This window comes from Mesorhizobium amorphae CCNWGS0123, from assembly GCF_001686985.1.
GTDB classification, from domain to species: Bacteria; Pseudomonadota; Alphaproteobacteria; order Rhizobiales; family Rhizobiaceae; genus Mesorhizobium; species Mesorhizobium amorphae.
Window position 1 is genome coordinate 742959 of record NZ_CP015322.1, and the last position, 22679, is coordinate 765637.

At 60.6% G+C, this 22679-nt stretch carries 17 protein-coding genes and 5 pseudogenes; 10 read left to right on the forward strand and 12 right to left on the reverse strand.

The window, feature by feature from the left end; all coding sequences use genetic code 11:
* The 9 genes and pseudogenes from A6B35_RS33210 to A6B35_RS33250 all read right to left on the reverse strand — a co-directional run bounded on the left by A6B35_RS33210 (nt 1) and on the right by A6B35_RS33250 (nt 10731).
* Nucleotides 1-1491 carry an FtsK/SpoIIIE domain-containing protein gene (locus tag A6B35_RS33210; RefSeq protein ID WP_006204718.1) on the reverse strand — a complete coding sequence of 497 codons (1491 nt, stop codon included), beginning with the start codon at nt 1489-1491 and terminating at the stop codon, nt 1-3.
* Entirely contained in the window at nt 1491-3521 is a 2031-nt protein-coding gene (locus tag A6B35_RS33215) for an AAA family ATPase (RefSeq protein ID WP_006204719.1), read from the reverse strand. The genes A6B35_RS33210 and A6B35_RS33215 overlap by 1 nt, the downstream gene beginning before the upstream one ends.
* Before the next feature lie 3 nt (nt 3522-3524).
* Complete coding sequence (locus A6B35_RS33220) at nt 3525-3719, reverse strand: DNA modification system-associated small protein (RefSeq protein ID WP_065518404.1); 195 nt, start codon at nt 3717-3719, stop codon at nt 3525-3527.
* 53 nt (nt 3720-3772) lie between these two features.
* Nucleotides 3773-4201 carry a DndE family protein gene (locus A6B35_RS33225; RefSeq protein WP_006204720.1) on the reverse strand — a complete coding sequence of 143 codons (429 nt, stop codon included), beginning with the start codon at nt 4199-4201 and terminating at the stop codon, nt 3773-3775.
* Nucleotides 4198-6378 carry an AAA family ATPase gene (locus A6B35_RS33230; RefSeq protein ID WP_006204721.1) on the reverse strand — a complete coding sequence of 727 codons (2181 nt, stop codon included), beginning with the start codon at nt 6376-6378 and terminating at the stop codon, nt 4198-4200. Before A6B35_RS33230 ends, A6B35_RS33225 begins: the two co-directional genes overlap by 4 nt.
* A 21-nt stretch (nt 6379-6399) precedes the next feature.
* The gene (gene dndC, locus A6B35_RS33235; protein WP_202799462.1) at nt 6400-7467 is read right to left on the reverse strand and encodes a DNA phosphorothioation system sulfurtransferase DndC; all 1068 of its coding nucleotides are present in this window, start codon (nt 7465-7467) and stop codon (nt 6400-6402) included.
* Nucleotides 7468-7532: 65 nt separating this feature from the next.
* Nucleotides 7533-8681 (reverse strand): cysteine desulfurase family protein, encoded by a 1149-nt coding sequence (locus tag A6B35_RS33240; RefSeq protein WP_006204723.1) that lies wholly within the window; start codon nt 8679-8681, stop codon nt 7533-7535.
* 307 nt (nt 8682-8988) lie between these two features.
* The gene (gene scpB / locus A6B35_RS33245; RefSeq protein WP_040583543.1) at nt 8989-9705 is read right to left on the reverse strand and encodes an SMC-Scp complex subunit ScpB; all 717 of its coding nucleotides are present in this window, start codon (nt 9703-9705) and stop codon (nt 8989-8991) included.
* Nucleotides 9706-9710: 5 nt separating this feature from the next.
* Nucleotides 9711-10731, reverse strand: a pseudogene (locus tag A6B35_RS33250) (DUF1403 family protein).
* Nucleotides 10732-10900: 169 nt separating this feature from the next.
* Here A6B35_RS33250 and A6B35_RS33255 point away from each other — a divergent pair.
* The 7 genes and pseudogenes from A6B35_RS33255 (at nt 10901) to repC (ending at nt 18483) form a co-directional block, all read left to right on the forward strand.
* Nucleotides 10901-11158 carry a type II toxin-antitoxin system VapB family antitoxin gene (locus A6B35_RS33255; RefSeq protein WP_040583545.1) on the forward strand — a complete coding sequence of 86 codons (258 nt, stop codon included), beginning with the start codon at nt 10901-10903 and terminating at the stop codon, nt 11156-11158.
* On the forward strand, nt 11158-11544 hold the full coding sequence (locus A6B35_RS33260) for a type II toxin-antitoxin system VapC family toxin (protein ID WP_006204729.1): 387 nt from the start codon (nt 11158-11160) through the stop codon (nt 11542-11544). Before A6B35_RS33255 ends, A6B35_RS33260 begins: the two co-directional genes overlap by 1 nt.
* Nucleotides 11541-12686, forward strand: coding sequence for a site-specific integrase (locus tag A6B35_RS33265; protein WP_050900819.1), 1146 nt, complete (start codon nt 11541-11543; stop codon nt 12684-12686). The genes A6B35_RS33260 and A6B35_RS33265 overlap by 4 nt, the downstream gene beginning before the upstream one ends.
* A 141-nt stretch (nt 12687-12827) precedes the next feature.
* Nucleotides 12828-13909 (forward strand): annotated as a pseudogene (locus A6B35_RS33270) (Fic family protein); the annotation flags it as partial.
* A 969-nt stretch (nt 13910-14878) separates the two neighbouring features.
* Complete coding sequence (repA, locus tag A6B35_RS33280) at nt 14879-16081, forward strand: plasmid partitioning protein RepA (protein WP_006204733.1); 1203 nt, start codon at nt 14879-14881, stop codon at nt 16079-16081.
* Nucleotides 16082-16157: 76 nt separating this feature from the next.
* On the forward strand, nt 16158-17123 hold the full coding sequence (repB, locus tag A6B35_RS33285; RefSeq protein WP_006204734.1) for a plasmid partitioning protein RepB: 966 nt from the start codon (nt 16158-16160) through the stop codon (nt 17121-17123).
* Between the two features lie 154 nt (nt 17124-17277).
* On the forward strand, nt 17278-18483 hold the full coding sequence (repC, locus tag A6B35_RS33290; RefSeq protein WP_006204735.1) for a plasmid replication protein RepC: 1206 nt from the start codon (nt 17278-17280) through the stop codon (nt 18481-18483).
* A 345-nt stretch (nt 18484-18828) separates the two neighbouring features.
* Here the strand turns inward: repC and A6B35_RS33295 are convergent, their stop codons facing one another.
* Nucleotides 18829-19977 (reverse strand): site-specific integrase, encoded by a 1149-nt coding sequence (locus A6B35_RS33295; RefSeq protein ID WP_006204736.1) that lies wholly within the window; start codon nt 19975-19977, stop codon nt 18829-18831.
* Between the two features lie 127 nt (nt 19978-20104).
* On the opposite strand from A6B35_RS33295, the gene A6B35_RS33300 reads away from it, so the two are divergent.
* Both A6B35_RS33300 and scpB (A6B35_RS33305) read left to right on the forward strand, forming a co-directional pair.
* Nucleotides 20105-21109 carry a DUF1403 family protein gene (locus tag A6B35_RS33300; RefSeq protein ID WP_040583546.1) on the forward strand — a complete coding sequence of 335 codons (1005 nt, stop codon included), beginning with the start codon at nt 20105-20107 and terminating at the stop codon, nt 21107-21109.
* A gap of 5 nt (nt 21110-21114) precedes the next feature.
* Nucleotides 21115-21828, forward strand: coding sequence for an SMC-Scp complex subunit ScpB (gene scpB, locus A6B35_RS33305; protein ID WP_006204738.1), 714 nt, complete (start codon nt 21115-21117; stop codon nt 21826-21828).
* 242 nt (nt 21829-22070) lie between these two features.
* Here scpB (A6B35_RS33305) and A6B35_RS33310 read toward each other — a convergent pair.
* Together A6B35_RS33310 and A6B35_RS37695 are read right to left on the reverse strand one after the other, a co-directional pair.
* Nucleotides 22071-22211, reverse strand: a pseudogene (locus A6B35_RS33310) (IS110 family transposase); the annotation flags it as partial.
* Nucleotides 22204-22365: pseudogene (locus A6B35_RS37695) on the reverse strand (IS1380 family transposase); the annotation flags it as partial. The pseudogenes A6B35_RS33310 and A6B35_RS37695, both read right to left, overlap by 8 nt.
* Before the next feature lie 108 nt (nt 22366-22473).
* Between A6B35_RS37695 and A6B35_RS37700 the strand changes: the two are divergent.
* Nucleotides 22474-22594, forward strand: a pseudogene (locus A6B35_RS37700) (IS110 family transposase); the annotation flags it as partial.
* Nucleotides 22595-22679: the final 85 nt, after the last annotated feature.

Below are 22679 nucleotides of genomic sequence, written 5' to 3' on the forward strand. Positions count from 1 at the left end.
TCACCTCACTGCCGCGATGATGTCGGCCGGCGTGACGCGCCCGCCATGTACGCGAACGATCTGTTTGCCTGCGAATTTCACAAGCATGTCTCCCTTGCCCAGCAAATCCTCAGCACCGCCATCGTCCAGAATGATGCGGGATTCCGATGCTTTTTGAACCGTGAGAGCAATGCGGCTCGGCACGTTCGAGCGAAGCATGCCAGGGAAAGTGGCGGCCTCGGGTCGCTGGGTGGCGAGGACGAGATGAATGCCCACGCTGCGGGCTTTCTGCGCAAGCCTGATCAGTGGAACGTCCACCTCAGGGCGCGTCATCAGCAGATCGCCCAGTTCGTCGATCACGGCCACGATGCGACGCAGGCCCGCTCCATTGGCATTCGCTTCAGCAATATCCCGGGCCTTGAAGCGTTCGAGCACGTCTCGCCGATTGTCCATAGCCTCAACTAGGCCCTCAAGCGCATGGAGAGACGCCTCGGGAGACACTACAGTACCGCCGCCAATCAGATTCGGAAGATCACGATAGCCGGCAAACTCCACCGCCTTGGGATCGATCAGTAGAAGTTCAGGGCGATGCTCCTGCCGCATCAGCAATGACAGCATGATGGTGTGGAGGCACATGCTCTTGCCGCTGCCCGTCGTGCCGCCGACGAAGAGATGCGGCGCCTCCGCTAGATCAAGCAGAAAAGGTTCGCCCATCACGTCCGTGCCGACGCAGATCGGAAGGCTCATGGCCACGGCAGCCTGGCTGGATAGCCCCGCAGCCAACTCCGACCAACCCACGGTGCGCCAGGCAGAGGAAGGGCGAGGGATGTCGAGTATGACCGTGCGAGCCGATGACCCCAGAGACACGGATACGGCCGCATCGCCTAGGCCGAGCGCAAATGCAATCTTGGAAGTACCCCGGCGGAGGCGATCCAAATCGTCCAGCAGTCCAAGCTCGAATGTGTACCTCGTCAGGCGGGGGCCCTCGAAACTTGAGACGAGCTTGGCGCCCACGCCGATCTGACCCAATACCTTGGTTACGCGCTCGCCCAGGGCAACGGAGTCGGATTCGACGCTTTCGGATGAGCCGGTTCGCTCCGCGAACAGCTCGTCCACGATATAACGATTGATGTCAGCACCGCTGGAGAGATCGGCACTGATGACCGCGATACCACGTCGTACATGACGCTGAAGGCAGTCATGAAAAACGTCCTCGTCCTGGAACAGGTCTCTTCCTTCGTAGATGGACAACAGGCCGCGATAGAGGTCCGTAAAATCCTCCTGCTCGCCTTTGCCTTCGCCGGTGAGCTGCTGCGAATGGAGCTCTGCACCTCCAGGCCTTGCCGAGACGGTAGCATAGGTCTCGGGATCGGGGGCCTCGGCTATTTGCAGGGACCGCGTCAAGGCTATGCGGGCGATGGTCCACCACTCGAGGTCGCGATTCCAACCCTCCTTCATGATCCGAGAAAGCTGGTCCTTCTCCTTCGGAGTGATTCTGACACGAGCAACCATTAGCGCAATTCCACCAAAGCTTCTTCGACGACACGAGCTGCGTCGCCGGTATCGTTCTGGATCGTGTAGTGGCGCCGGACGTGTGGCTCCAACAGGCCGCGCTTCCGCGTATCAAGCTCCGCGTTCGTCGGCAGGATCAGCACTTGGTGCGAAAGTACTGGATAATAGGCGATCAGAAGATGGTCCTGGTTCTCGCGATCGATGCGGCCCAGAGGAGTGTCGATAATCACCGGCATCTTCACGCCGGCGCTGTCCTTGAGAGCCCAAAGGAGCGCTGTCGCTACGAGCTGCTTCATGCCGCTCGACAGGCTCGTACGACCCAGCTGCCGTCCGCCCTTCTCGAAGTATGTCATGACATAAGTATCGTCGATACCGATGCGATCTATCAAAGGATGATCGATGATCCGTTTGAATCGATCGTTGATCGTCTCCTCCAGACTGGCTCGGGTCGCAGACTTGAGACTTTCGCCGATATCGTTCAACGCCTTCACCAGCTTCAGCAGATAGCGCGTGCGAGCCTGATCGGCGGTGGCCTGCGTCTGCGAGGCAAGAAGCGACTCGATCCTCTTCTTGAGGTCGGTTTGGGCGGCGACGGCCGCAGCGACCTCGTTACTCAGCACGCCTTTGCGTTGATTGTAGTTGGCGACAGCACCCTCGAGCTCTTCAATGCGATTGGTGACCGCTCGGTATTCCTCAACGTTGGCCTGCGACCCCACCTCGAGATGCAGCAAGGCTTCGGTCACGTCGTGCAGTTGTAGCTTTTCGCGATGGACGTCCAGCATGTCGCGGACTAGGTTCTCGCGCTCGCCTTCGCCCACCGAGAGCCAATGGTCGAGCGTTCGGCGCAGGCGCTCCATCACTAGCGGATCGGTGGTGACGAACAATCCGGAGGGCTGAACTTCTGCAACCGCGCTCTGCAATTGCTCGGCGATATGCCCCGAGATCTTCTCCGCTCGTTCGGGAGACAGAGCTGAGTCGGCTTCCTTCACCCATTCCAACAGTTGACCGGAAACGGCCCGAACGAACCTATGCTCGGACGAGCTTCCCGCCGCGAGTTTGGCCTCCACCTGCGAAGCGAGCTGCCGGAGGAGCCGCAGGTTGCCAAGCAACGGAACGGAAAAAGGGACCTTCGCGACGATGCCGTCGGTGAGCTCGCCGATCCTTTCGAGCAGTTCTTTCTTTCGCGCCTCCAGGGCCTTGCGTTGAACCTCTGATGCCCCAGAGCTCAGATTGGCCTTCCGCAGATGAAGACGTCTGAGTTCGATACCGTCATTGCTCAGAGACACTTCGATCTCCGCAAGTTCGTCCTCTGCGTTCAACTGGGTAGTCTGCGCCTTTGCCAAGGCCGCCTGGGCTTCGTTGACTCTTTGCCGCAGCTCATTGCGCGCGTTTCGTTCTCGCCGTTCACTCGCCAGAACCTCTATCTCCTTGGCGAGGTCCTCGACGAAGGTGATGCGGAGGAGCTTGTCGAAATCGGATTGCAGGCTGCCGGTTGACTCGGCTAAGCTCTTGATGTCTTCGCCGTCGAAGAAGAAGAAGCGCACCAGGTCCGGAGGCAGCACGCCGGCGAGGAATTCTTCGGCGGTGGACGCTGCAATGCGTTCACCCGCACGGTCCACATAGACACCGTAGGATAGGTCTTCGCCTTCCAGCGTCCACCACCGCACGCCGGTGCAGACTTCCCCGGTGTCGTCGATCCATTCGATGTTGACCCTCGCTTCGACTGGTTCCCCCTGGCTCGCTTTTCTCAGACGTGCCCTGCGATTGATCACCCCCGTCCAACGAGCGTTGTCCCCGAGAACGAACTGCTTATGTGGCAGGATATGACCAGGGAAACCGACGGTACGGTACTTGGTGTCGTCCATACCGGTGAAGAACAGCTTCACGGCATTCAGGAAGCTCGTCTTGCCCATGCCGTTCCTGCCCCAGATAAGCACGACATTTCGTTCCGCGGTCGTGTCGGACAGATTAAAGGCGACCTCGCCGTCGTATGCGAACACGTTCGCAAGAGTGATGCGATTGAACTTCATGGCCTAGGCTTTGATCTTTTCGAGCTCTGGCTCGACCAACGCCGATATTTCACGACGCAGGCCCGGACGTGCGCCCCAAGCCAAGAGGTCCTTATGCTTGGACTCGAGCTCGATCAGTCGGCGAACGATCTGCGGGTCAACATCCGATGCCTTACAAACAGCATCGATTATTTTGTCTTTTAGATTTCGGTCCAGCATGCGCCCCCCACAGGAGCATCTATAAAGCCGGATACGGGAAACGCCAAACTATTCTACAGCCTTGCATCGCTCAGCAGTGTCTGGGCCAGCAGTTCGGGATGCTGGTCTAGATCGTCGGAAATCTCGGACAGGCCTGTCATTCCTCGATGCCAATGGGAACCTACCAGTTCTTGGAAGGAACGGCGCGACATGGGGATCGCATGGCTGTGCTGAACAACCAAAGCCACCCACAGGGCCAATTCTGCTTCGTCCGATCCGAAAAGGATGTCGCCCTTAATCGGTTTTCCCGCCCCGTCCGGCATATCCTTGGGAAGGGCGGGGATGCGAAGCGAAAGTGCAATGGCCAGGCGTGCCGGCTGATACCGGTACTGAAAGCCAAATTTCTTCATCAGTGTCGTGTTGAGGCCGTCCGCGTCGCGCGAGGTTCGGAAGTCCGCGCGGATGATGTCGCCTAGCTGGAAAGCATCCGGGGAGGAAGTCATGCCGCATGTCTCTCGAAGTATCCCAGGGCGATCCGCGTGCCTCCGATCCCTGTCTCGGATGGCACGTATTCGAGATGGAACTCGTCGTGGACCTTCGGGGAGATCAAGCGATAGTAAGCGCTGCCCACCTCCTCCGGCTGCGATAGCAGGACCGCCTGAACTGATCGACCGGAGAGGAAACGCAGTATCCTTTCGCGGTGCTGAGTGTCGAGGCGTCCGAGCGGAGTGTCGATTATGAGTGGCAGCGGGCCGTCGAGGAGCTCCGAGATCGCTGCCGTCAGGGACATCGCGAAAATCTGGTTCTCACCGGCCGACGCGTCGTTCTCGCGTAGATCCCTTCCCTGTCGATCTAGGAGTGATACCATCCCGCGGCTATCGATGGCGATGCGCTCGACCACCCCTTTGTGGGCGAGCTGCCGATAGATGGCCGTGACTCTCTCTGCGAGAATCCCGTAATACTCCGGGACGATGCGTTCGATTGCCCGGTTGACGATCATGACGACCTCATTGGCTAGCTCAACCGAAACGAGCATGGGAGAGGACACCTTGCGAAGGGCTCTGCGCTTTTCCCACTCGGCATTGATCGGCACCATTCTGCCCTCGATGCTGCCCAGGGCCTGATCGATCCGACGCCTTTCGGCATCAAGAACAGCGATGGAGCTATTGATGGTGGACAGCTCCCCTGCCAGACGCTCACGTTCCTGGTCGGCGGATGCTCGCGCGGACAACAGCGTGTTCCGAGCTGAAATGCTCGCCTTGAGTTGCTCGATGGCCGCCAGGCTGTCTCTGATGAATTCCATACCTTCTTTGCGCACATCGGCCATCGTCTGCACGATAGGCCCGATGCGATGCCCTTCCAAATAGGCATGGCCGATTGGAAGTTTTTTCTCGCTTAATGCGGCCCATGCCTTTTCAACTCGATCGACGACGAGCTTTTCCGCGTCGAAGTCCAATCGCGGCTCGAGGCTGCGAAGTTGTCCCACCAGCGCGCTTAACCCCTCCGGTGCAGCAAGGGATTCGCCAAGTCCTTGCTTGAGGGAACGTTCCGTGGCGGCAAGCAGGGATTTGCCCACGAGTGCTATTGGCAAATGTTTGGTAAGCGACAGTCGCAGGTCGTCGCGCAGCTTGCGCAGTTGCGCCTCCTCGCCATGCCTGAGATGGAGTTCTTCCTGCTTGTCGTTGTAGGTGCCGTTGCCCAGCGCGCCCAAACCCTGAACAATCTCGTCGCGATGAACTTGTAGAGGATGCAGCTTCGCCTCGACTTCGATCAAATCGCCCAACGCGCGCTCCCGCTCCGCACTGATAGCCTGCCACTTCAGAGCAGCAGCAGCTTCCGCGTCGTCTGCCTGTATATCCCGCGCCCTGTCCCTGGCGTAGTCCTTCAGGTCGTCGACGAGACCTTTCAAGGTCGAAATGCCCAATGCGCTTTCGATGCCGAACCGAACCTGTTCGGAGAGATCCCTCTCGGCGAGACGGCGGACATGTTCGCCATCGAACAGGAAAAACGGCATCATGCTCGGCGGAGCGATTAGGCGCGAGATCGTTTCCTCGTAGTATTCGGCGAGCTCCCGATCCGCTGGAACAGGGACGATGTCACGGTCCTCTCCAGTTCGCAGGACAAGTTCCTCGTCCTCTTCCAGAAACCGGCCAGCATCGTCCAAGTACCAGTGGCGTTCGATCTCCAAAAGCCCTTGGCGAGTCACAAATTCGATCGTCACCTGAATCATGCGTTCGCCGGCCTCAAAGGCGGGCCTGTGCATGGCCCGCTCAATGAAAAGGCGGTATTCTGTCCGACGGCCCCCTCCTTCACCGGCTCCCAGCCCTTCGCCCTCGATGCTGCATCTGCTGCCGTACAGCCCCATGGTTAGGGCTTGCAGGATGCTGGTCTTTCCATTGCCATTGTTGCCACCGATCAGGGTCAACGGACGGTTAGTGTCATGGATGCCGAGCTGCACTGTTCCGGAGCGAAAAGCCTTCCAGTTCGTCATGGTCAGACTTCGCAGGCGAAAGCCACCTCCCGCCGGCCCGAGCGACCTGGCCGCAGACGTTGGAAGATCGAGCACGTCCCCAACGCCCTCGGCAAATATCTGATCGAACTGGGCGAAAAGGCGTCGCCTGTTGCCGACTCCCTCGCAGGAACGTCGAGCATCCATCAACTGAGAAATCGGATCACCCATTGGATGAAGTCGCGCTGTCGATCATGCGTGCTCCTGCTCGAGGAGCAGGACGGTGTCCTCGGCCCATATCTTTCGAATTGCGCCTATTTCCTCGGTGGATATTAGCCCTATGCCGACTTCTTCCTGGATCGCCAGAAGGCGGTCAAGGATCTCGCGCCGAGCATCCAGCGTGAAAGGCCCCGGTATCAAGCGCCCTTCGCCCACGAAGTTAAGGGTACCGTTGCGGCGCGTCGCCGAGCGCTTTGAACCATCCTCGCGGATAGCCTTCAGCCAATCTCGAAACTCCAACAGCGGCTCGAGATCGCCGTAACCCGCTTCGATGAAGGATTCCGCGCTCTTGTCCTTCTCCACGACGGTGCACGTCCAGCAACCGAAGCGGGACGAGGCGGTTCCGCAGGACGGTGCCTCAGATTTGTCGGTCACCAAGGGGCATTCTCCACCCCCGGCATTGCGATACATCGTAACGAGCTCACGATGCGTCCCGCCCCAAGGAGGACTGGACTGCAGGAGAGTTTGCCAGACCTCGTCGGTAGTCAACTCAACGATGGGTTTGAAGACGAAGCAGTTCTGCAGGCTGTTGTGCGGATTGAGGCGTTCGCCATTGTCGTAGCGTTCCACGCTGCGGGCGCGCTGGGTCGATTCCGTACGTCGAACGCCGAGGAGGAGAATGGCCTCACCGGACTCTGCGACCTGCGATTTGATGTAGGTGGTGGTCGGGGCGATCTTCATTCGGTCCGTGCACCACCTGAAAACGCGACTGGGGGACGGATATCCACGTCCTATCAGATTTACCCAGAACGTCTGATCCACTTCGGGGACGGTCTTGGCGACCACGACCGGCAGCCGAAGAGGCATAATTGCTTTGCGGATTCTCTCCAAGACTTGGTCGAGATGCCTAGCGATTACGGGACTCTCGACCAAAGTGTCGTTGGCAACGACATGGACTGTTCGGTTACGACGACGCGGGGGCAGGCTCAACAGCATCTCCAGCACCAACTGGGCAAGGAGTGTGCTGTCCTTGCCGCCGGAGAAGCCGATGATCCAGGGGGTGCTGTGCTCATGCAGGTACTCGTCTTTGAGCTGGGACATGATCCCGCCGAGCTTCGCCCCGAGGGACATGTCTACGTTGGAAGCTATTGGACCTGAGGAAGCAATCATGAGCGGTTCCTTGCGGATCTGAGGCTAGCGACGGCAGAAGCAATGAAAGCAGCAGCCTCGTCGACCTGCTGTAGCGTAGTGAAGCGGCCCAAGCCAATGCGAATTGCCGTTTCTGCCCGGGCTTTGTCGAGACCGATCGCGAGCAGGACGGGCGACGGCTCGAGCGAATGCGCGGAGCATGCAGAACCGGTCGAAATGGAAAGATGCTCCCGCAGCGACATAACCAGCGCTTCGCCATCGACACCATCGATGCACAGATTCAGATTGCCGGGCAGACGACGATCCAGCCGGCCATTTACGCCGATGCTGGGGATGCTGGAAAGTTGGGCCAAGAGACGGTCCCGCAGGGCGGCCACGCGTACGGCCTCATTTGCGAGTTCGTCAGAAGCGAGTTCGCAGGCCGTGCCGAAGGCAACCGCCATCGGCGCGGAAACTGTGCCGGACCGCAACCCACTCTCCTGGCCGCCTCCGACCAGATGGGGTTTCATCTTGGCTCGCAGGCGACGCGCCACAAACAGCGCGCCTGCGCCAATCGGGCCATGCATCTTGTGGGCGGATATGCTAGCGAGATCCAAGGCGCCTACGTCAACGGGTACCTTGCCCGCGGCTTGGGCCAGATCCGAATGCATCAGCGCGCCATGTGCCCTTGCCAACGCAGAGATCCCCGATATGTCCTGGATGGTTCCAATCTCGTGGTTGGCCCAACCTACGGACACCAAACCAGTTTGCGCGGTGATCCTAGCGGCGATGGCTTCCATCCCTATGGCCCCATCTGATGCTGGGGCAACGACGACGACCTCAAACCCGCGCTTGGTCAAGGCGCCCGCGGCCTCCAGAACGGACGGGTGCTCAAGGCCCGAAACTATCAGATGCATCCGACCCAATTCCTCCAAGCGATCGGCGACCCCGATAAGCGCAAGGTTGTTGGCCTCGGTTGCCCCAGATGTGAGCACGATCTCCGAAGGTCTGGCCCCCAATAGTCGAGCGATCTGCGCCCGCGCCATCTCGACACTAGCGTGGGCTCGCGTACCATGGACATGCGTAGAATGAGGATTGGCGTCGACCTCATCGAACGCACGAATCATGGCGTCCCTAACCCGTGGATCGATTGGTGCATGGGCGTGGTAGTCGAAGTAGTGCGGCATCTCTGGGGTTCATTCCTATTTGGCCGGGCTATCCGGGACTCCAACAACATCGGATCAATCGTCTTCGAACAATGATGCGCGATTCAGTGCCCGGCGGACAAGTGCTGCTTCGGCAGTGAGTGCCGATGATCATCGCGCAGAATTTGTTCCCCGAAGCCGGCATCGGGAGCGTCGAGAACCTCTCTTAACTGCGTCGCCCGCGCAGGATGTCATGATGACCGGCATCCATCACTGCTGTACACGTAATCGGGATTTCGGTTTTCGCTAATGATGAGATTCCGGAGACAGCCACTCAAGGCATTTCATCTCAACGATCTGCCTTTTGCTCCTCCTCCTCATTAGCCAGGCCGATCGTAATTGCATCCGCCAACAGCTTCTCTTTGCTCAGCAGCCCGGCATCCTCGAGTGCCTCGAAATTCGGCAGGTCGCGCAGCGTGTCGAGGCCGAACTCCAGCAGGAATTCCTTGGTCGTGACATAGGTGTAGGGCGCGCCCGGAGTCGGGCTGCGGGGACAGGACCCAATCAGCTTCGCGCCGCGCAGATGACCGATGAGATCGCGGCTGATTTCCTTGCCGAAAAAGGAAGAAAGCTCGGCCCGGGTGATCGGCTGGAAGTAGCTGATGCACATCAGCACGAGCACCTCTGACTGCGTGAGGTCTGCCGCGCGTTCGTTACCGCCGACTGCGGCGCGGATGGCGTCGGCATAGGCCGGCCGGGTCAGGTGCCGAAAACCGCCGGCGACGGCGACCAGGTCGTAGGGTCGGCCGCGCAGCTCGTCGCGAATGTCGTCGATGAGGAGATCGATGCTGCAGCTCTTGCCGACAACGCGCGCCAGCGTCTCGCGGCTGACCGGCTCGCTGGCCGCGAAAATGGTAGCCTCGACGCGGTGCATCCATTCGCGCCAGCGCGCTTCCGGCGGCAGGTGGTCCAGCTCGCGATCAAACAGCTGGTCAACTGATCGTCGTTCGCCCGATCGACGGTCATCTGACCGGCTCCCCCCTCGCCTGCGCGCTGCGTCCGCCATGATCGTCACAGCCCGTAGATGCGGAAGGTTGGGCGGCCGGACAGCTCGCGCACGGCGCCGAGCTCGACCAGACGGTCGAACAAGCGGCGTAGGCCGCGGTCGCTCATGCCGGCGATTTTTTCGGATGCAACGATCGCATCGTCGGACAGTAGCCCTTTCGACGACGGTTTCCGCTGCCTTGGCCCTGAGTTTCGGCGCAACGGCAAGCAGCCGGTCGGCGCGGCGCTCGAGCTCGGCGGACAGATCGATGGCGCGCAACGCAGCCCGCGACTGGGCGGCGAGCAGACCCTTCGCACGGTCGGCTTCATCCTCGGTGCTCGCCACCGCAATGGCAGTTGATGAACGACGGGAGCGGCCGGGACTTGAGCCCAAAGCCACCTCCGCTCCCAGCAACGGCATCGCATATGCCCAGCCCAACCGCGGCGCCAGCAGAGCGTCGGCGAGCCAGGCTCCGCCCATGCGCCCGTAGCCATGGCGCTTAGCGGCCATGAATGCGCCGGTTACCAGGCCGACCATTCCGATGCTAGCGGAAAACTGTCGAAGCTCGTCCGCCAAGTCGCTGACCGCCTCGTCGTCGCGGGCGTGACCGAGATCTTCCAGCACTGCGGCGAGGTTTCTCTCCGTCAGAAGATCCTCGGCGGGCCGGGCTGCCAGCCGACGCCAGGCCAACAGCATTCGGCCGGCGGGGCCGACCTCGTCTCCCGACCGCGTGAGCAGAAGGACATCGCGAAGTGCCGCTTCATCCTCCACGCGGCCAGCCTGCTTTGCCGTTACCGCGGCCGCTGAAAGCGCCAGCCGCTGCCGCCAGGCGCCGGCCCACCGCTCCTGCCGGCGGACCACCGCATCGAGCGCGCCGATGGTGGCGCCTGCGGCGAGTGCGACGTCCTCAACATCTTTTCCCGTAAGGCTTTGCGCTTCCGGGATGGCCCGGCGCAGCCAGGCCGGCACCGCTGCCATCGGCGCGGTCAAAGGGGCGCCGGCAAGGGTGGCGTGGTGGCGCGGATAGGGTGTGGGTCGCAGAATCATCGCAAGCACGATGAATCATGACGGCGCTTTTAGCAATCTATTTGCGCAGAAAGCGCTGCGCCTGTCGGCAACATCAAACGAATGATAATGTTGTATTATCGTTCGTTTATTGACAAATCTCAGAACGATGGGTAGAAAATGCCAGAAAGGTAGATTTTTGGAGCCTGTGGTGTCCCTCAACATCAAAAATCCGGCAACCGTCGCCCTCGCCGAGGAGCTCGCACGCCGCCAGGGTATCAGCAAGACTGCGGCCATTCATCAGGCCCTGAGCGAGCGCCTGCATCGAATGGGTTTCGGTGACGCTGCGCAGGAGCGTCTGCTCGCGGAACTGCGCGCGATCCGGGAGAGACTGGCGCGGTTGCCTGACCGGGATAATCGCACCGACGAGGAGATCATCGGGTACGACGAACACGGAATTCCGAACTGATGGTGATCGACACCTCAGCCATTGTGGCGATCCTGCGTAGTGAACCCGAGGCGGCAAGGCTTGAAAGAGCACTTATCTCCGATCCAATCCGTCTGGTTCCGGCGACCTGTGTACTCGAAGCACGTATGGTGATGGTCAGCAGGCGCGGCGAACACGCATTGGCCGAGATCGATCTTTGGCTTCATAAGATCGCTGTCAACATCATTCCCGTTGACTCCGAATTGGTTGATCTGGCCACCCAAGCTTGGCTCTCCTACGGCAAGGGCCATCATCCGGCCGCCCTGAACTTTGCCGATTGCTTCTCCTACGCATTGGCAAAACGTTCGGACGAGCCGCTGCTGTTCATCGGTAATGACTTTTCCAAGACAGATGTGGTGGCAGCATGACGATGGCTGATGACGCTCAGGACTCATCAGCGGGTTCCGGAAAGGACGATCTCCCCGACATCATCGACCTAGTGATGGAAATGGGACGTCCTGCAGAGCAGAAGAAGGCCCCCTCCCCTCCCCTGGCGGGCACGGCAAACGGGATGGAACGGCTTCCCGTTCATCTCGACGCGCTCGCTGACCGCGCCCGTGACTATGTCGAAGCGGCGAACTCAGCCAATACCCGCCGCGCCTACGCATCTGACTGGAAGCATTTTGCCGCGTGGTGCAGGCGCCAGCATCTTAATGCTCTGCCCCCGGAACCGCAGGTGGTCGGCCTCTACATCACCGCCTGCGCGTCGGGGGCCGTAACGGGGGACAAAAAGCCGAACTCTGTATCGACGATCGAGCGCCGCCTCTCGTCGCTCGCCTGGAACTTTGCCCAGCGTGGCCAGCCGCTCGACCGCAAAGACCGCCACATCGCCACCGTGCTTGCCGGCATTCGCAACACCCACGCAAAACCGCCGGTGCAGAAGGAGGCCATCCTGCCCGAGGATCTTCTGATCATGCTGGAAACGCTCGATCGCGGTAGCTTACGGGGCCTACGCGACCGGGCCATGTTGCTGCTTGGCTTCGCTGGCGGCCTGCGCCGCTCCGAAATCGTTGGTCTCGATGTTGGCCGCGATCAGACCAACGATTCTTCGGGCTGGATCGAGATTTTTGACAAAGGCATGCTGGTGACATTGCGGGGAAAAACTGGCTGGCGCGAGGTCGAGATCGGTCGCGGCGCTTCCGATGCCACCTGCCCGGTCGTCTCCATGCAGACGTGGCTGAAACTGGCACGGATTGGGCACGGCCCGCTATTTCGACGCGTCACCGGCCAAGGCAAGGCTGTCGGCGCCGAGCGATTGAAGGACCAGGAGGTGGCGCGCCTGGTCAAGCGCGCGGTGCTCGCTGCTGGGGTGCGCGGTGACCTGTCGGAAGGCGAACGCGGCCAAAAGTTTTCCGGCCATTCGCTTCGCGCTGGCCTCGCCTCCTCAGCCGAGGTCGATGAGCGCTACGTGCAGAAGCAGCTCGGCCACGCCTCAGCAGAGATGACGCGGAGATATCAGCGCCGCCGCGATCGTTTTCTCGTCAATCTCACCAAGGCAAGCGGGCTGTAAGCGCGCTGACAAGGGAGCCCAGCCTTGCCAAGGGCCAATAGCTTCCGTTTGCGATCGCCTTGCTGCAATCACAATATGTCGACAGATTACGATTTTATCGACACGATTTGGCGATATGTCGATGCCAACGACATATCAACCCTGACATGTCGATCGAACCAGGAACCATCGACATGGACGTTTCAGGCTGACAGGCCTTACAATGACATCCCTCTCCTGCCCCCAAAGGAGGATGTTGAAACGAAGGTGGTGCCCAAGGCCTGCATAGCGGCGCGCGCGGCCTTGGCAGAGCTTAGAGTATCGGGTCAGCTTATCCCGAACCAAGCAGTCCTCTACTCGAAGCCCAGGCAAGTTCCGAAATAACGACGGACCGATTGTTTCGCTTCGCCAATGAAGCCGGAAATCTCGCTGATGCTGCCACGAAGGAGGCGCTGCGCTACCGCACTGCGCTTAATCAGGGCTTAGGAACTATGCAAAAGCGCCTGTGACGACGTCAACGGCGGTCGCGGTGTGCCGCACGATCAAGGGCGTCGAACTCGACATTCGATCGACGCCCGGCACGGCCCTGGTCAACCAGGCGATGGGTGCGGTCGTTTACACCCCACCCGAGGGGGAGAACCTCCTGCGCGACAAGCTGGCGAACTGGGAGCGCTGCATCCATGAGGCCGAGGACATCGATCCGTTGATCCGTGTCGCCGTGATGCACTACCAATTCGAGGCCATCCATCCAATCGTCGACCGCAATGGCAGGACCGGCCGCGTGCTGAACCTGCTCTATCTGGTCGACAAGGGCCTCCTGGACATCCCGGTGCTCTATCTAAGCCGCTATCATCCGAAACAAAGGAGCCTACTACGATCGCCTTCTCGCCGTAACGACGGAGGGCGCGTGGGAAAGTTGGATCCTCTACATGCTCGCCGCGGTAAAGGAGACTGCTGGCTGGTCAACTGACCGTATACACGCGATCCGCGACCTGCTCGACCAGACCGCCGAGTGCTTGCGCCGAGACCTCCCGAAAATCTACTCCGAGAGCTTTCCGAGATGATCTTCGTTAATCCGTCGGATCGGCGACTTGGTTTCATCCGACATAGCGAAACGACAGGCGGCATCGGTCTATCAAAAGACCCTCGTCGACAATGGCCTGTTACATGAAGTCAAGGCTGGTCGGGAGAACCTCTATATCAATCCGGCCTTGATGGCGCTTCTCACCGAGCGCGAGCGCAAATCGGCCGGTGAAGCCCTCTTCTTCCTACCGGGCACTAAACCGACCGTCCGTGCATCTCGCCTCACCCGAGAAGGACCGTTTGATTGCCTGGTTTCCGGCATATCTTTTCGGCCAGCAACTGAGTTTCTTGAAGGACCGCGATCGGCGGCGGATGATGCCCGTTGTCTCCAACTTATCGTCTCACCGGGAGCGGCACGACATTCTCGTGGTTTGGCAGATCGAAAACCATTGCCAATTGGCGTGTCGTGGCCATTTCGATGACCAACTCTTCATGGTCTGATCGGGTAGACCGGTCTTGACCCTGGCGAACCAGCCCGGCGAACTTATGCACTGGAGCCGGAACCATGTAAGGATGCTCATCGAGCAACTTACTGATCTCGATCACAACGTCAGCATCGATGTTCTCGGGCAATTCGCGCATAGGCGGGCCCTCAATAACATGAAGATGCGAGCATCTGAAAATGATCTTGCGCCCGCCCCGACCGTGCCTGCCGCAACCGCGCCGCCATCGCCCTACACCAAGAATGCGTCAGTCAGGCCGGCGAGTCCAGAAATGGTGTCAGCTCGAGCCGGCATCCACCCGATACCAGTGTTCTCGCGAGCCAGCGCCCCACCTCCACGGTGACCTCAACTCCGCGCGGCCGGCCTCTACTGAGACCTAGGCGGCCGTGTTCCGCGTGCAGCCGCTTGCATCCCTCCCCGGCAAGCATCATATTTACTGCCGTAAAAAAGGGCCTTTGTGACAGAGAAAACATGGGTTTAGCTCAGAGCGCGGGGCAATTTATATGGGCTTCCACACATGAGCATTGGCTTCATGACCTCAGCTGCAGCCGGCAGTAAAAAGCCTCTCGGCCCCCGGTAACGTTCTGTTAACCTAAAACTTCTTGCCGCGGTTGGCCGAATCGGAGCTTAATGGCACTTGTTAAGTGGATTGCTTACAAAAAGCGCCAATTCAGGTTTCGACAAGAAATGAACATTGCCATGCGGCTTCCACGCTTCGAGTTCGATAACACGATCATCGAGCAGGGCGAAGAGATATCGCGGCGACTGAACCAGCTTCGTATGGACAAGTTCCCGCCCAATGCGACCAAGACCCTTCGGTCTTTTTCGATGGCGGAGGTAGCCCACTATCTGGGAGTATCGCAAAACAATCTGAAGCGCCTCCATCTGGAACGCAAGGGCCCCCTGCCCGAGCAGATACCGTCGGGACGCCGATCCTATACCGCGGAGCAGATGCTTGAGCTGCGCCATTTCCTGGACCGACACGGCAGGACCGAGGTCAAGAAATACGTCCCGCACCGCAAGCCTGGCGACAAGCTCCAGGTTGTTGCTGTCGTCAACTTCAAGGGCGGCAGCGGCAAGACAACCACCGCCGCCCACCTCGCCCAGCATCTAGCTCTGACGGGCCATCGCGTCCTTACCATCGATCTCGACCCGCAAGCCTCACTGTCCGCCTTGCATGGCTTCCAGCCGGAACTTGATCGGAACCTCTCTTTGTATGAGGCGATCCGTTATGACGACGAGCGCAAACCGATCTCTGACGTGATCGTCCCGACGAATTTTCCCGGTCTGGATATCATTCCAGCCAGTCTTGAACTGCAGGAGTATGAGTACGACACGCCGCTCGCCATGCAGGACAGAACGTCCAACGTAGGTCGCCAGTTCTTCACCAGGCTTGCAAAGGCGTTGTCGGAGGTGGACGACCGCTATGACGTAGTGATTGTCGATTGCCCTCCGCAACTAGGCTATCTGACTTTGACGGCGATGTCGGCGGCGACATCTGTCCTCATCACGGTTCATCCTCAAATGCTCGACCTGATGTCGATGAGCCAGTTCCTGCTGATGCTCGGCGGCATCTTGAAGACCATCAAGGCAGCCGGTGCAGCAATCGAGTTGGATTGGTTTCGCTACCTGATCACGCGCTACGAACCGACAGACATCCCGCAAGCGCAGATGGTTGGCTTCATGCAGTCGATGCTGGCCGGCCAGATACTCGAAAATCCGATGCTCAAGTCGACGGCCATTTCGGATGCGGGGTTGACGAAACAGACACTCTACGAGGTCGAGAAGTCGTCCTTTACCCGCTCTACCTACGACCGCGCACTGGAATCACTGGATGCGGTGAACTCCGAGATCGCGACGCTCATCCATCGCGCATGGGGGCGGTCATGACGGCGGGTTTTACGGCAGTAAATAATGGGAATTTTGACCGTGAAATCAGTCGACTAACCGAGAATCGGGGCGATTGATGGCACGCAAGGACATATTTGGCAGCGTCATGGGCCCCGCGGCCTCGGTTGCGAACGTCAAGGACATCTCAGCCTATGCCGTTCGCGGCGCTTCCCGCTCGATTATGCAGTCATTCGAGGAACTCTCGAAGAGTTCGGTCGTCGATCTCGATCCGGCATTAGTCGACACGTCATTCGTTTCAGACCGCATGGACGATGACGATGAGGCTTTCCAGGAATTGCTGGCAGCTATTCGTGAGAGAGGGCAGGATTCGCCGGTTCTTGTCAGGCCTCACCCCGAGGTTTCGGGCCGCTTCCAAACCGTCTTTGGCCACAGGCGTGTCAGGGTCGCGCGCCAGTTGGACCGACCGGTCCGCGCCGTCGTCAAGAAGATGGACGATGAGGACCATGTTATCGCCCAAGGGCAGGAAAATGCTGCCAGAGCCAATTTGTCCTTCATCGAAAGGACCCTGTTTGCCGACCGAATTCTCAAGCGGGGCCATTCCCCGGATACGGTGAAGTCGGCGCTTGCGCTCGATGACACGACGTTCTCGAAGATGCGTTCGGTTACCAGCAACATTCCCGAGCGGGTCATTTTGGCGATAGGCGCCGCCAAGAGCGTTGGTCGGGACCGCTGGTGGCAGCTTGCCAAACTCATGGAGCCGCCCGGGGCAGGGGTGAGGGCGGCAGAGTATGTGGCAGGCGCCGATTTCGCCCAACCAGGCAGCGAGGCCCGGTTTACCCGCCTCTTCGACTTCATGAGTGTGCCAGCGAAACGCCCGCATGCGTCTACGAAGTCCAAGGAAACGGCTTGGACACCCGATGATAGATCGGTTCGAGCCAAAATCACCGACACCGGAAAGGTGTTTACGCTCGCCTTGAAGTCCAAGGAAGCATCGCCCTTCGGCGCATTCATCGCCGGCAAGCTCGACGAGCTTTTCGAGGCTTTTCGGGAGTCGGAAATGGCGAAGAAAACAGGAGACTAAAACCGCAAAAGAAAAAGGCCCCCGAACGTCGCCGTCGCGGAAGCCCTTCTCGGTCTGTAGCAAGCTGAGAATCGCACTTCCCCGAATCACTGTCAAGAGTCGTGGCGCCGTTTCGGCGAGCCAATTTCTTTTGCCTGATTGAAAGGTGAGGGAAATGGAGAGGGGATACGCGACGACGCCCTTTGGGCGGCGGCCGATGTCGCTCGCCTTGGTGCAAGCGAATGCGGCATCACGAGAGATTCCGGACGGGGCTCTTGTCGAGAAATGGCAGGTCTATCGTTGGTTGTGCGAAGGCAAGACTGTCGTAGGTGTGGGAGATCGCGCTCTGGCCGTGCTGAGCGGGCTCTTGTCTTTCTATCCGGACGATCAGATCAGCGAGGAAAACGGCCTGATGGTCTTTCCTTCGAATGCGCAGCTGTCGCTTCGCACGCACGGCATGCCCAGTTCCACATTGCGGCGACACTTGGCCGAGCTGGTGAGTTGCGGCCTGGTCATCCGTCGGGACAGCCCAAACGGCAAAAGGTTTGCCCGGAAGGGAAAGGGTGGCGCTATTGCGGAAGCGTTCGGATTTTCGCTAGCGCCGCTGCTGACGCGGGCTGCTGAGTTTCAGCATGCTGCCGAACAGGTGCGCGCCGACGCCCTGGCTCTCAGGTTGATGAGGGAGCGGATTACGCTCCATCGTCGCGACATCCACAAACTTGTCGAGGCTGCGATCGAGGAGGACGTTCCTGGCGACTGGGGAGGCGTCTGGAGACGGTTTAGAGCCATTGTGGATGCAATCCCGCGGCGGGCAGGGCTGTCAGAACTGGAGGCAATTGTAGCCGATCTGACCATACTTCATGACGAAGTGGATATGATGCTGGAAAGCTTCATGAATTCCACGAATCCTGGCGCCAATGAGTCCCAAAATGAGCGGCAGCAATCTGATTCAAAAACAGACTCCAATTTTGTATTTGAACCAGCTTTCGAGAAAAGCAGGGCGGCGGTCGAGCCAAGGCAGGGAACGGATGAGAAGCTGAAAAGCTATCCAATAGGGCTGGTGCTGAAAGCGTGCCCCGAAATCTCAGACTACGCCGTGCACGGGATCGGAAACTGGCGCGATTTGATGATCACCGCGGCCCAGGTGCGAGGCTACCTTGGTATTTCGCCCTCAGCATACGAGGAGGCTTGCCATGAGATGGGCCAGGAGGTCGCCGCCATCGTAATTGCCTGCATCTTGCAGCGGGCCCAGCACATCAACTCGGCCGGCGGTTATCTGCGGGTTTTGACCGAAAAGGCGAGGGCAGGGCAGTTTTCCGTCGGACCTATGCTGATGGCCGCCCTGAAGGCGAATGGCGTGACGGCGAGGATGGCCGGATGAGAATTGCGAGCGCCGCTGGACGACCGGGCTAGGTAGCATTTTGCGATGCTGACGGTGATAGGTTCGCACAGGGCGTGCCGCACAGCGACCGACAACTCTGACGCTCCGGCTGTGGGCTTTTCTGTCGGAAGAGAGGAGGGGATTGGCACGATGGCATCCTCTCATAGGTCGCTGATCCACGGATTCGCCTCCACCGCTATCGATAAGAGGTGATTATCGATAGCGAGAAAGCCGCCGAAGATACTGTGTCGCTTTCACGTCCCGAGTTCAATTGAAGCGATAAGGCGGAAAATCCTGCCCTCCCGCAGCACCGTGAGGCGGGCCCGGCCGGGGGAGGGGCCCTTTTCAAAGCCCGGACGCCTTGGTGAGGTTGGTGCGGAACCGATCGCGACGGCGCTGATATTTGCGGGTCATCTCGGGCGAGGCGTGGCCAAGTTGCTTCTGCACGTAACGTTCCCCGATGTCGGCCGACGAGGCGAGGCCGGCGCGCAGCGAGTGCCCTGAGAACAGCAGCGCACGTTCCCCTTCCGGAAGATCGGAGCGGATGCCGGCGGCGAGCGCGGTCTGTTTGACCAGGCGGGCGACGTGCTTGTCGCTGAGCCGCTCGACGTCGACGGTCTTGTTGTCCTTGAAGATGCGGCGGAAGAGGGGCCCCTTCGCGATGCGGCCGAAGCGGATCCAACTCTCAAGGGCGGCGACGGGGCAGGTCTGATCGGAAGCGCCGCGGCCGACCTCAACCTCGCGCCAGCCCGTCTTGCCGCGCAGCGTCACCAGGACGCCCTGGTCAGGAAAAATCTCGATCCAGCCGGCGCCGTCGCTGTGATCATCGCGGACGACGTCGAGGCCGACGATTTCGGAACGGCGTAGGCCGCCGGCGAAGCCCAGGAGCAAAATAGCGCGGTCGCGCAGGCCGCGCAGATCATGGCTGAGCGTGGCGACCATCGCCTTGATATCGTCGCCGAGCACAGCCTCCTTTTGCCGCGGCGGTTTTGCGTGCTTACGGCGAATGCCGGCAAGCACGGTGGCAATATGGCGATCGGCGCGATCCATGGGCACGCCGCGCTGGGTAAAGTTCCAGGCAAGGCCGGAGAGGCGCCGCTCGATCGTCGCGACCGAGAGGGCAGGGGCGCCGCGTTTCGGATCACCGGCAGCGGTGTCAATGACACTGCCTGAGGCGCAGGCGCCAATATAGAGGCCGATGACCTGGCTGGAGGGCGGCAGCGGATTGAACCCTTCCCGACGGCACCAGGAGGTGAAATGCCGCCAGTCCTTGGCGTAGGCATTTTGCGTGTTATCGGAACTGGCGGCCTTCGCGTAGCTTGTCGCGGTCGCGACGAGGGCTTCCAGGCGCGCCGGGACACGGGGTGTCGGTCCCGAGGCGGGGGGTAAGGCGCCCATCTCCATGACTAGATCGACGATGTCGGGCAGATCGCCCTCTGGATGGTCGGAGGCGCTATCGTCGATTTTGGGGGTGTTCTCCGGAGACTCTGCCATGATTTGGCAGGCTAGCCGCATACGTCCGATAAGGCAAGCTTACCGGACATGATTGTGTGGCGACAAGTGCGGCGGATTGCTGCCATTTGTGTTGTAATAAGCGCCGCAATGAATCATCATGTCGACGATGATTCTGCGCCCGAAATCGCCCCTGCGCCGTCACGTCACGCAGCCCGGCGCCGCTCCGACTGTCGCCGTGCCGAGCTGGCTGCGCAAGGCGGTCGGGGCGGCGCAAACCGTTGAGGATGCTGCCCTGGCCACCGGCGCGGCCATCGCCATGCTGGATACGGTTGTGCGCCGCGACGAAAAATGGGCCGGCGCCTGGCGGCAGCGCCTGGCGCTCGCGGCGGCTGCGGCGACGGCGCGGCAGATGGGGCGCGTCGAGGATGAAGCGGCACTGCGCGATTCTTTTCTCCTCACCCGCCCCGGCGACGACGTTGGGCCGGGCGGCCTTTTGCTCCTCGGCTGGCGCCGGCTGGCAGCGCGGCCCGCAGGGGAGCTTCTGACGAAGAAAAATCTCGCCGCGGTGTTGGAGGAATTCGGTTTTTTCGCCCGCGACGGCGCGGCGGTCAGCGATCTGGCGGACGCGCTGCGGCGGCTCGCCACGACCGAAGGCGCGGTCGGGATGCTGACCGGCGCCTACGCGGCCGTCGAGGGCCACGGCCTGCCACGCGCCATGGGACCTTGGCTTGCCGACGCCTTGCTGGCGCAGCGGCTCGGCTGGAGCCATGCAATCCCTTTGCTGGGCGGCGAGGCGGCCTTAGCTTTGGGCACGGCCCGGCCGCGTCGACCAGCGACTGGCGCTCTGGCTGCGGGTGCCGGAACGGAAGCCGATCGAGCCAAAAGCCTGCTTGCCGCGGAGGCGCACGCGGCGCTGCGCGCCATCGATCTCTCGGCGGGGCTCGAACGCCGCGCCGATCGGTTGCTCGCCGTCGCCCCAAAACTCAGGGCCAAGGGGGCGAACACCGTCGTCGACCGATTGCTGAACGACGACGCGCTCGGTGCATCGCGCGGCGACAAACGCACCGGGATGAGCGACCGCGGCCTGCGCCGCCTGTTCGACCGCCTGGTCGAGCTCGGCGCTGTCCGCGAACTCTCTGGTCGAGCGACCTTCCGCATCTACGGGCTGTGAGAGCGATGGCCGAGGCGACGCACGCGAGACGAGCGAAAGGCCGGCCAGACGACGGTCGGTCAGGCGACCGTCTGTTTGATCGCGAGCTGGATCACCTGCCGGCGGAGGTTCGCTGGCGCGAATGGATGCACCGCGTCGAAGCAACGATCTTTGCCGCCAGCGAACCGGTCAGCCGCGAGACGCTGGCTCGCATCGTCGGCAAAAGTTGCAGCATCGATCTCCTCATCGACGACATCCGCGAGGAACTGCGCGGCCGACCCTACGACCTGATCGCCGTCGCCGGCGGCTGGAAGCATCTGACCCGGCCGGCCTATGCCGACGCCATCCGTGCCGCCGTTGGCGGCAATGAACGCGCGGGTGATCTTACGCAGTCGGAGGTGCTGGTGCTGATGTGCATCGCCTACTTCCAGCCGATCACGCGTGGAGAACTGTCCTCCTTCTTTGGCAAGGAGATCAGCCGCGACCTGATCGGTCATTTGCGCGGCTTCGGTCTGATCGCCTCAGGCCCACGCAGCCCGACCCCAGGTGCGCCATACACGTATGTCACGACCAAGGCGTTCCTGCTGCAGTTCGGCTTCGACACACTGCGCGACTTGCCCGATTTCGAAGCGCTCGAGGATGCAGGCCTGCTGTCGAAGGAGAAGCTGCTCGCGGGTGACATCATGCCGGACTTTTCCGGCGGAGAGGGAGAGGATGCGGCAATCGCTGGTGATGAATAGCATGCTGCTCCCAATCTCGTCACGAGTTCGCCATCCGGTCGGTGACCGGCCGGGGCGTCGCGGTCGTTGACCGCTGGCCACGATGAGATCCGCGATGCCGATTGCCTAATCACTTTCATGCGCTCGGATGGCGCATTGCGTCAGACGGTGTAATCGGTCTCGAGGTGGCGTCCCTCGGGGTCATCACACTTTGGCACCCTGCCGCTCTATCCCGGCATCAGCATGCCGGAATCCCTTTTGTTCTATGCTCGCGTCATGATCGACGGCGCCTGATAGGTACCGCCTTTGGCGAGAAGCGCCCATATCGTCCGTGCCATCTTGTTGGCCAGCGCCACGGCCGCGACCTTGTAGGGCCGACGTGCCATCAAAGAAACGATCCAGGCGGGCAGCTTCACGCCACGACGTGCCGGCTTCAAGCACCTCGGCCAGAGCCAGAACACCACTGTTCGAGGACAGCATGCCGCCGTCGAAACGGGCGACGACGGACTTGCCGCCGACTGATGACAAACCGCTCAGCGGCAGCGTGAGATCGTTCATGGCGGGTGTGGTCTCCGGGAAATGGTTAGGATCGGCTTAAGCAACCAAATCCTACGTCATTTCAATGGCTTGCGCCACATCCGCCAACCCCATGAATTTTTCAGGATCGGCGCCACCTCACTTCTTAGACGGGTGCGGGAGGGGCGCGGCAAGAATACTTCACCTTGGCTCCTTGAGTTGCTCAAAGCGCAAGCCGCCGAAACTGGCCGCAGAAATACTGTGTCGGCGGCGTTGGCTTGTGCAGCATAAGGAATCAGTCAGTCAAGGTGAGCCGTTCATGAAGCTACCGCGCTGATCTGATGCGTGAACTTGTA

Coding starts and splice junctions, on each gene's coding strand:
- dndC (WP_202799462.1), bottom strand. CDS start 7,467: ATGTCCCAGCTCAAAGACGAGTACCTGCATGAGCACAGCACCCCCTGG.
- A6B35_RS33240 (WP_006204723.1), bottom strand. CDS start 8,681: ATGCCGCACTACTTCGACTACCACGCCCATGCACCAATCGATCCACGG.
- A6B35_RS33265 (WP_050900819.1), top strand. CDS start 11,541: ATGACGATGGCTGATGACGCTCAGGACTCATCAGCGGGTTCCGGAAAG.
- A6B35_RS33210 (WP_006204718.1), bottom strand. CDS start 1,491: ATGGTTGCTCGTGTCAGAATCACTCCGAAGGAGAAGGACCAGCTTTCT.
- scpB (WP_040583543.1), bottom strand. CDS start 9,705: ATGGCGGACGCAGCGCGCAGGCGAGGGGGGAGCCGGTCAGATGACCGT.
- repC (WP_006204735.1), top strand. CDS start 17,278: ATGGAGAGGGGATACGCGACGACGCCCTTTGGGCGGCGGCCGATGTCG.
- repB (WP_006204734.1), top strand. CDS start 16,158: ATGGCACGCAAGGACATATTTGGCAGCGTCATGGGCCCCGCGGCCTCG.
- A6B35_RS33220 (WP_065518404.1), bottom strand. CDS start 3,719: ATGCTGGACCGAAATCTAAAAGACAAAATAATCGATGCTGTTTGTAAG.
- A6B35_RS33300 (WP_040583546.1), top strand. CDS start 20,105: ATGATTCTGCGCCCGAAATCGCCCCTGCGCCGTCACGTCACGCAGCCC.
- A6B35_RS33225 (WP_006204720.1), bottom strand. CDS start 4,201: ATGACTTCCTCCCCGGATGCTTTCCAGCTAGGCGACATCATCCGCGCG.
- A6B35_RS33215 (WP_006204719.1), bottom strand. CDS start 3,521: ATGAAGTTCAATCGCATCACTCTTGCGAACGTGTTCGCATACGACGGC.
- A6B35_RS33230 (WP_006204721.1), bottom strand. CDS start 6,378: ATGGGTGATCCGATTTCTCAGTTGATGGATGCTCGACGTTCCTGCGAG.
- repA (WP_006204733.1), top strand. CDS start 14,879: ATGAACATTGCCATGCGGCTTCCACGCTTCGAGTTCGATAACACGATC.
- A6B35_RS33260 (WP_006204729.1), top strand. CDS start 11,158: ATGGTGATCGACACCTCAGCCATTGTGGCGATCCTGCGTAGTGAACCC.
- A6B35_RS33295 (WP_006204736.1), bottom strand. CDS start 19,977: ATGGCAGAGTCTCCGGAGAACACCCCCAAAATCGACGATAGCGCCTCC.
- scpB (WP_006204738.1), top strand. CDS start 21,115: ATGGCCGAGGCGACGCACGCGAGACGAGCGAAAGGCCGGCCAGACGAC.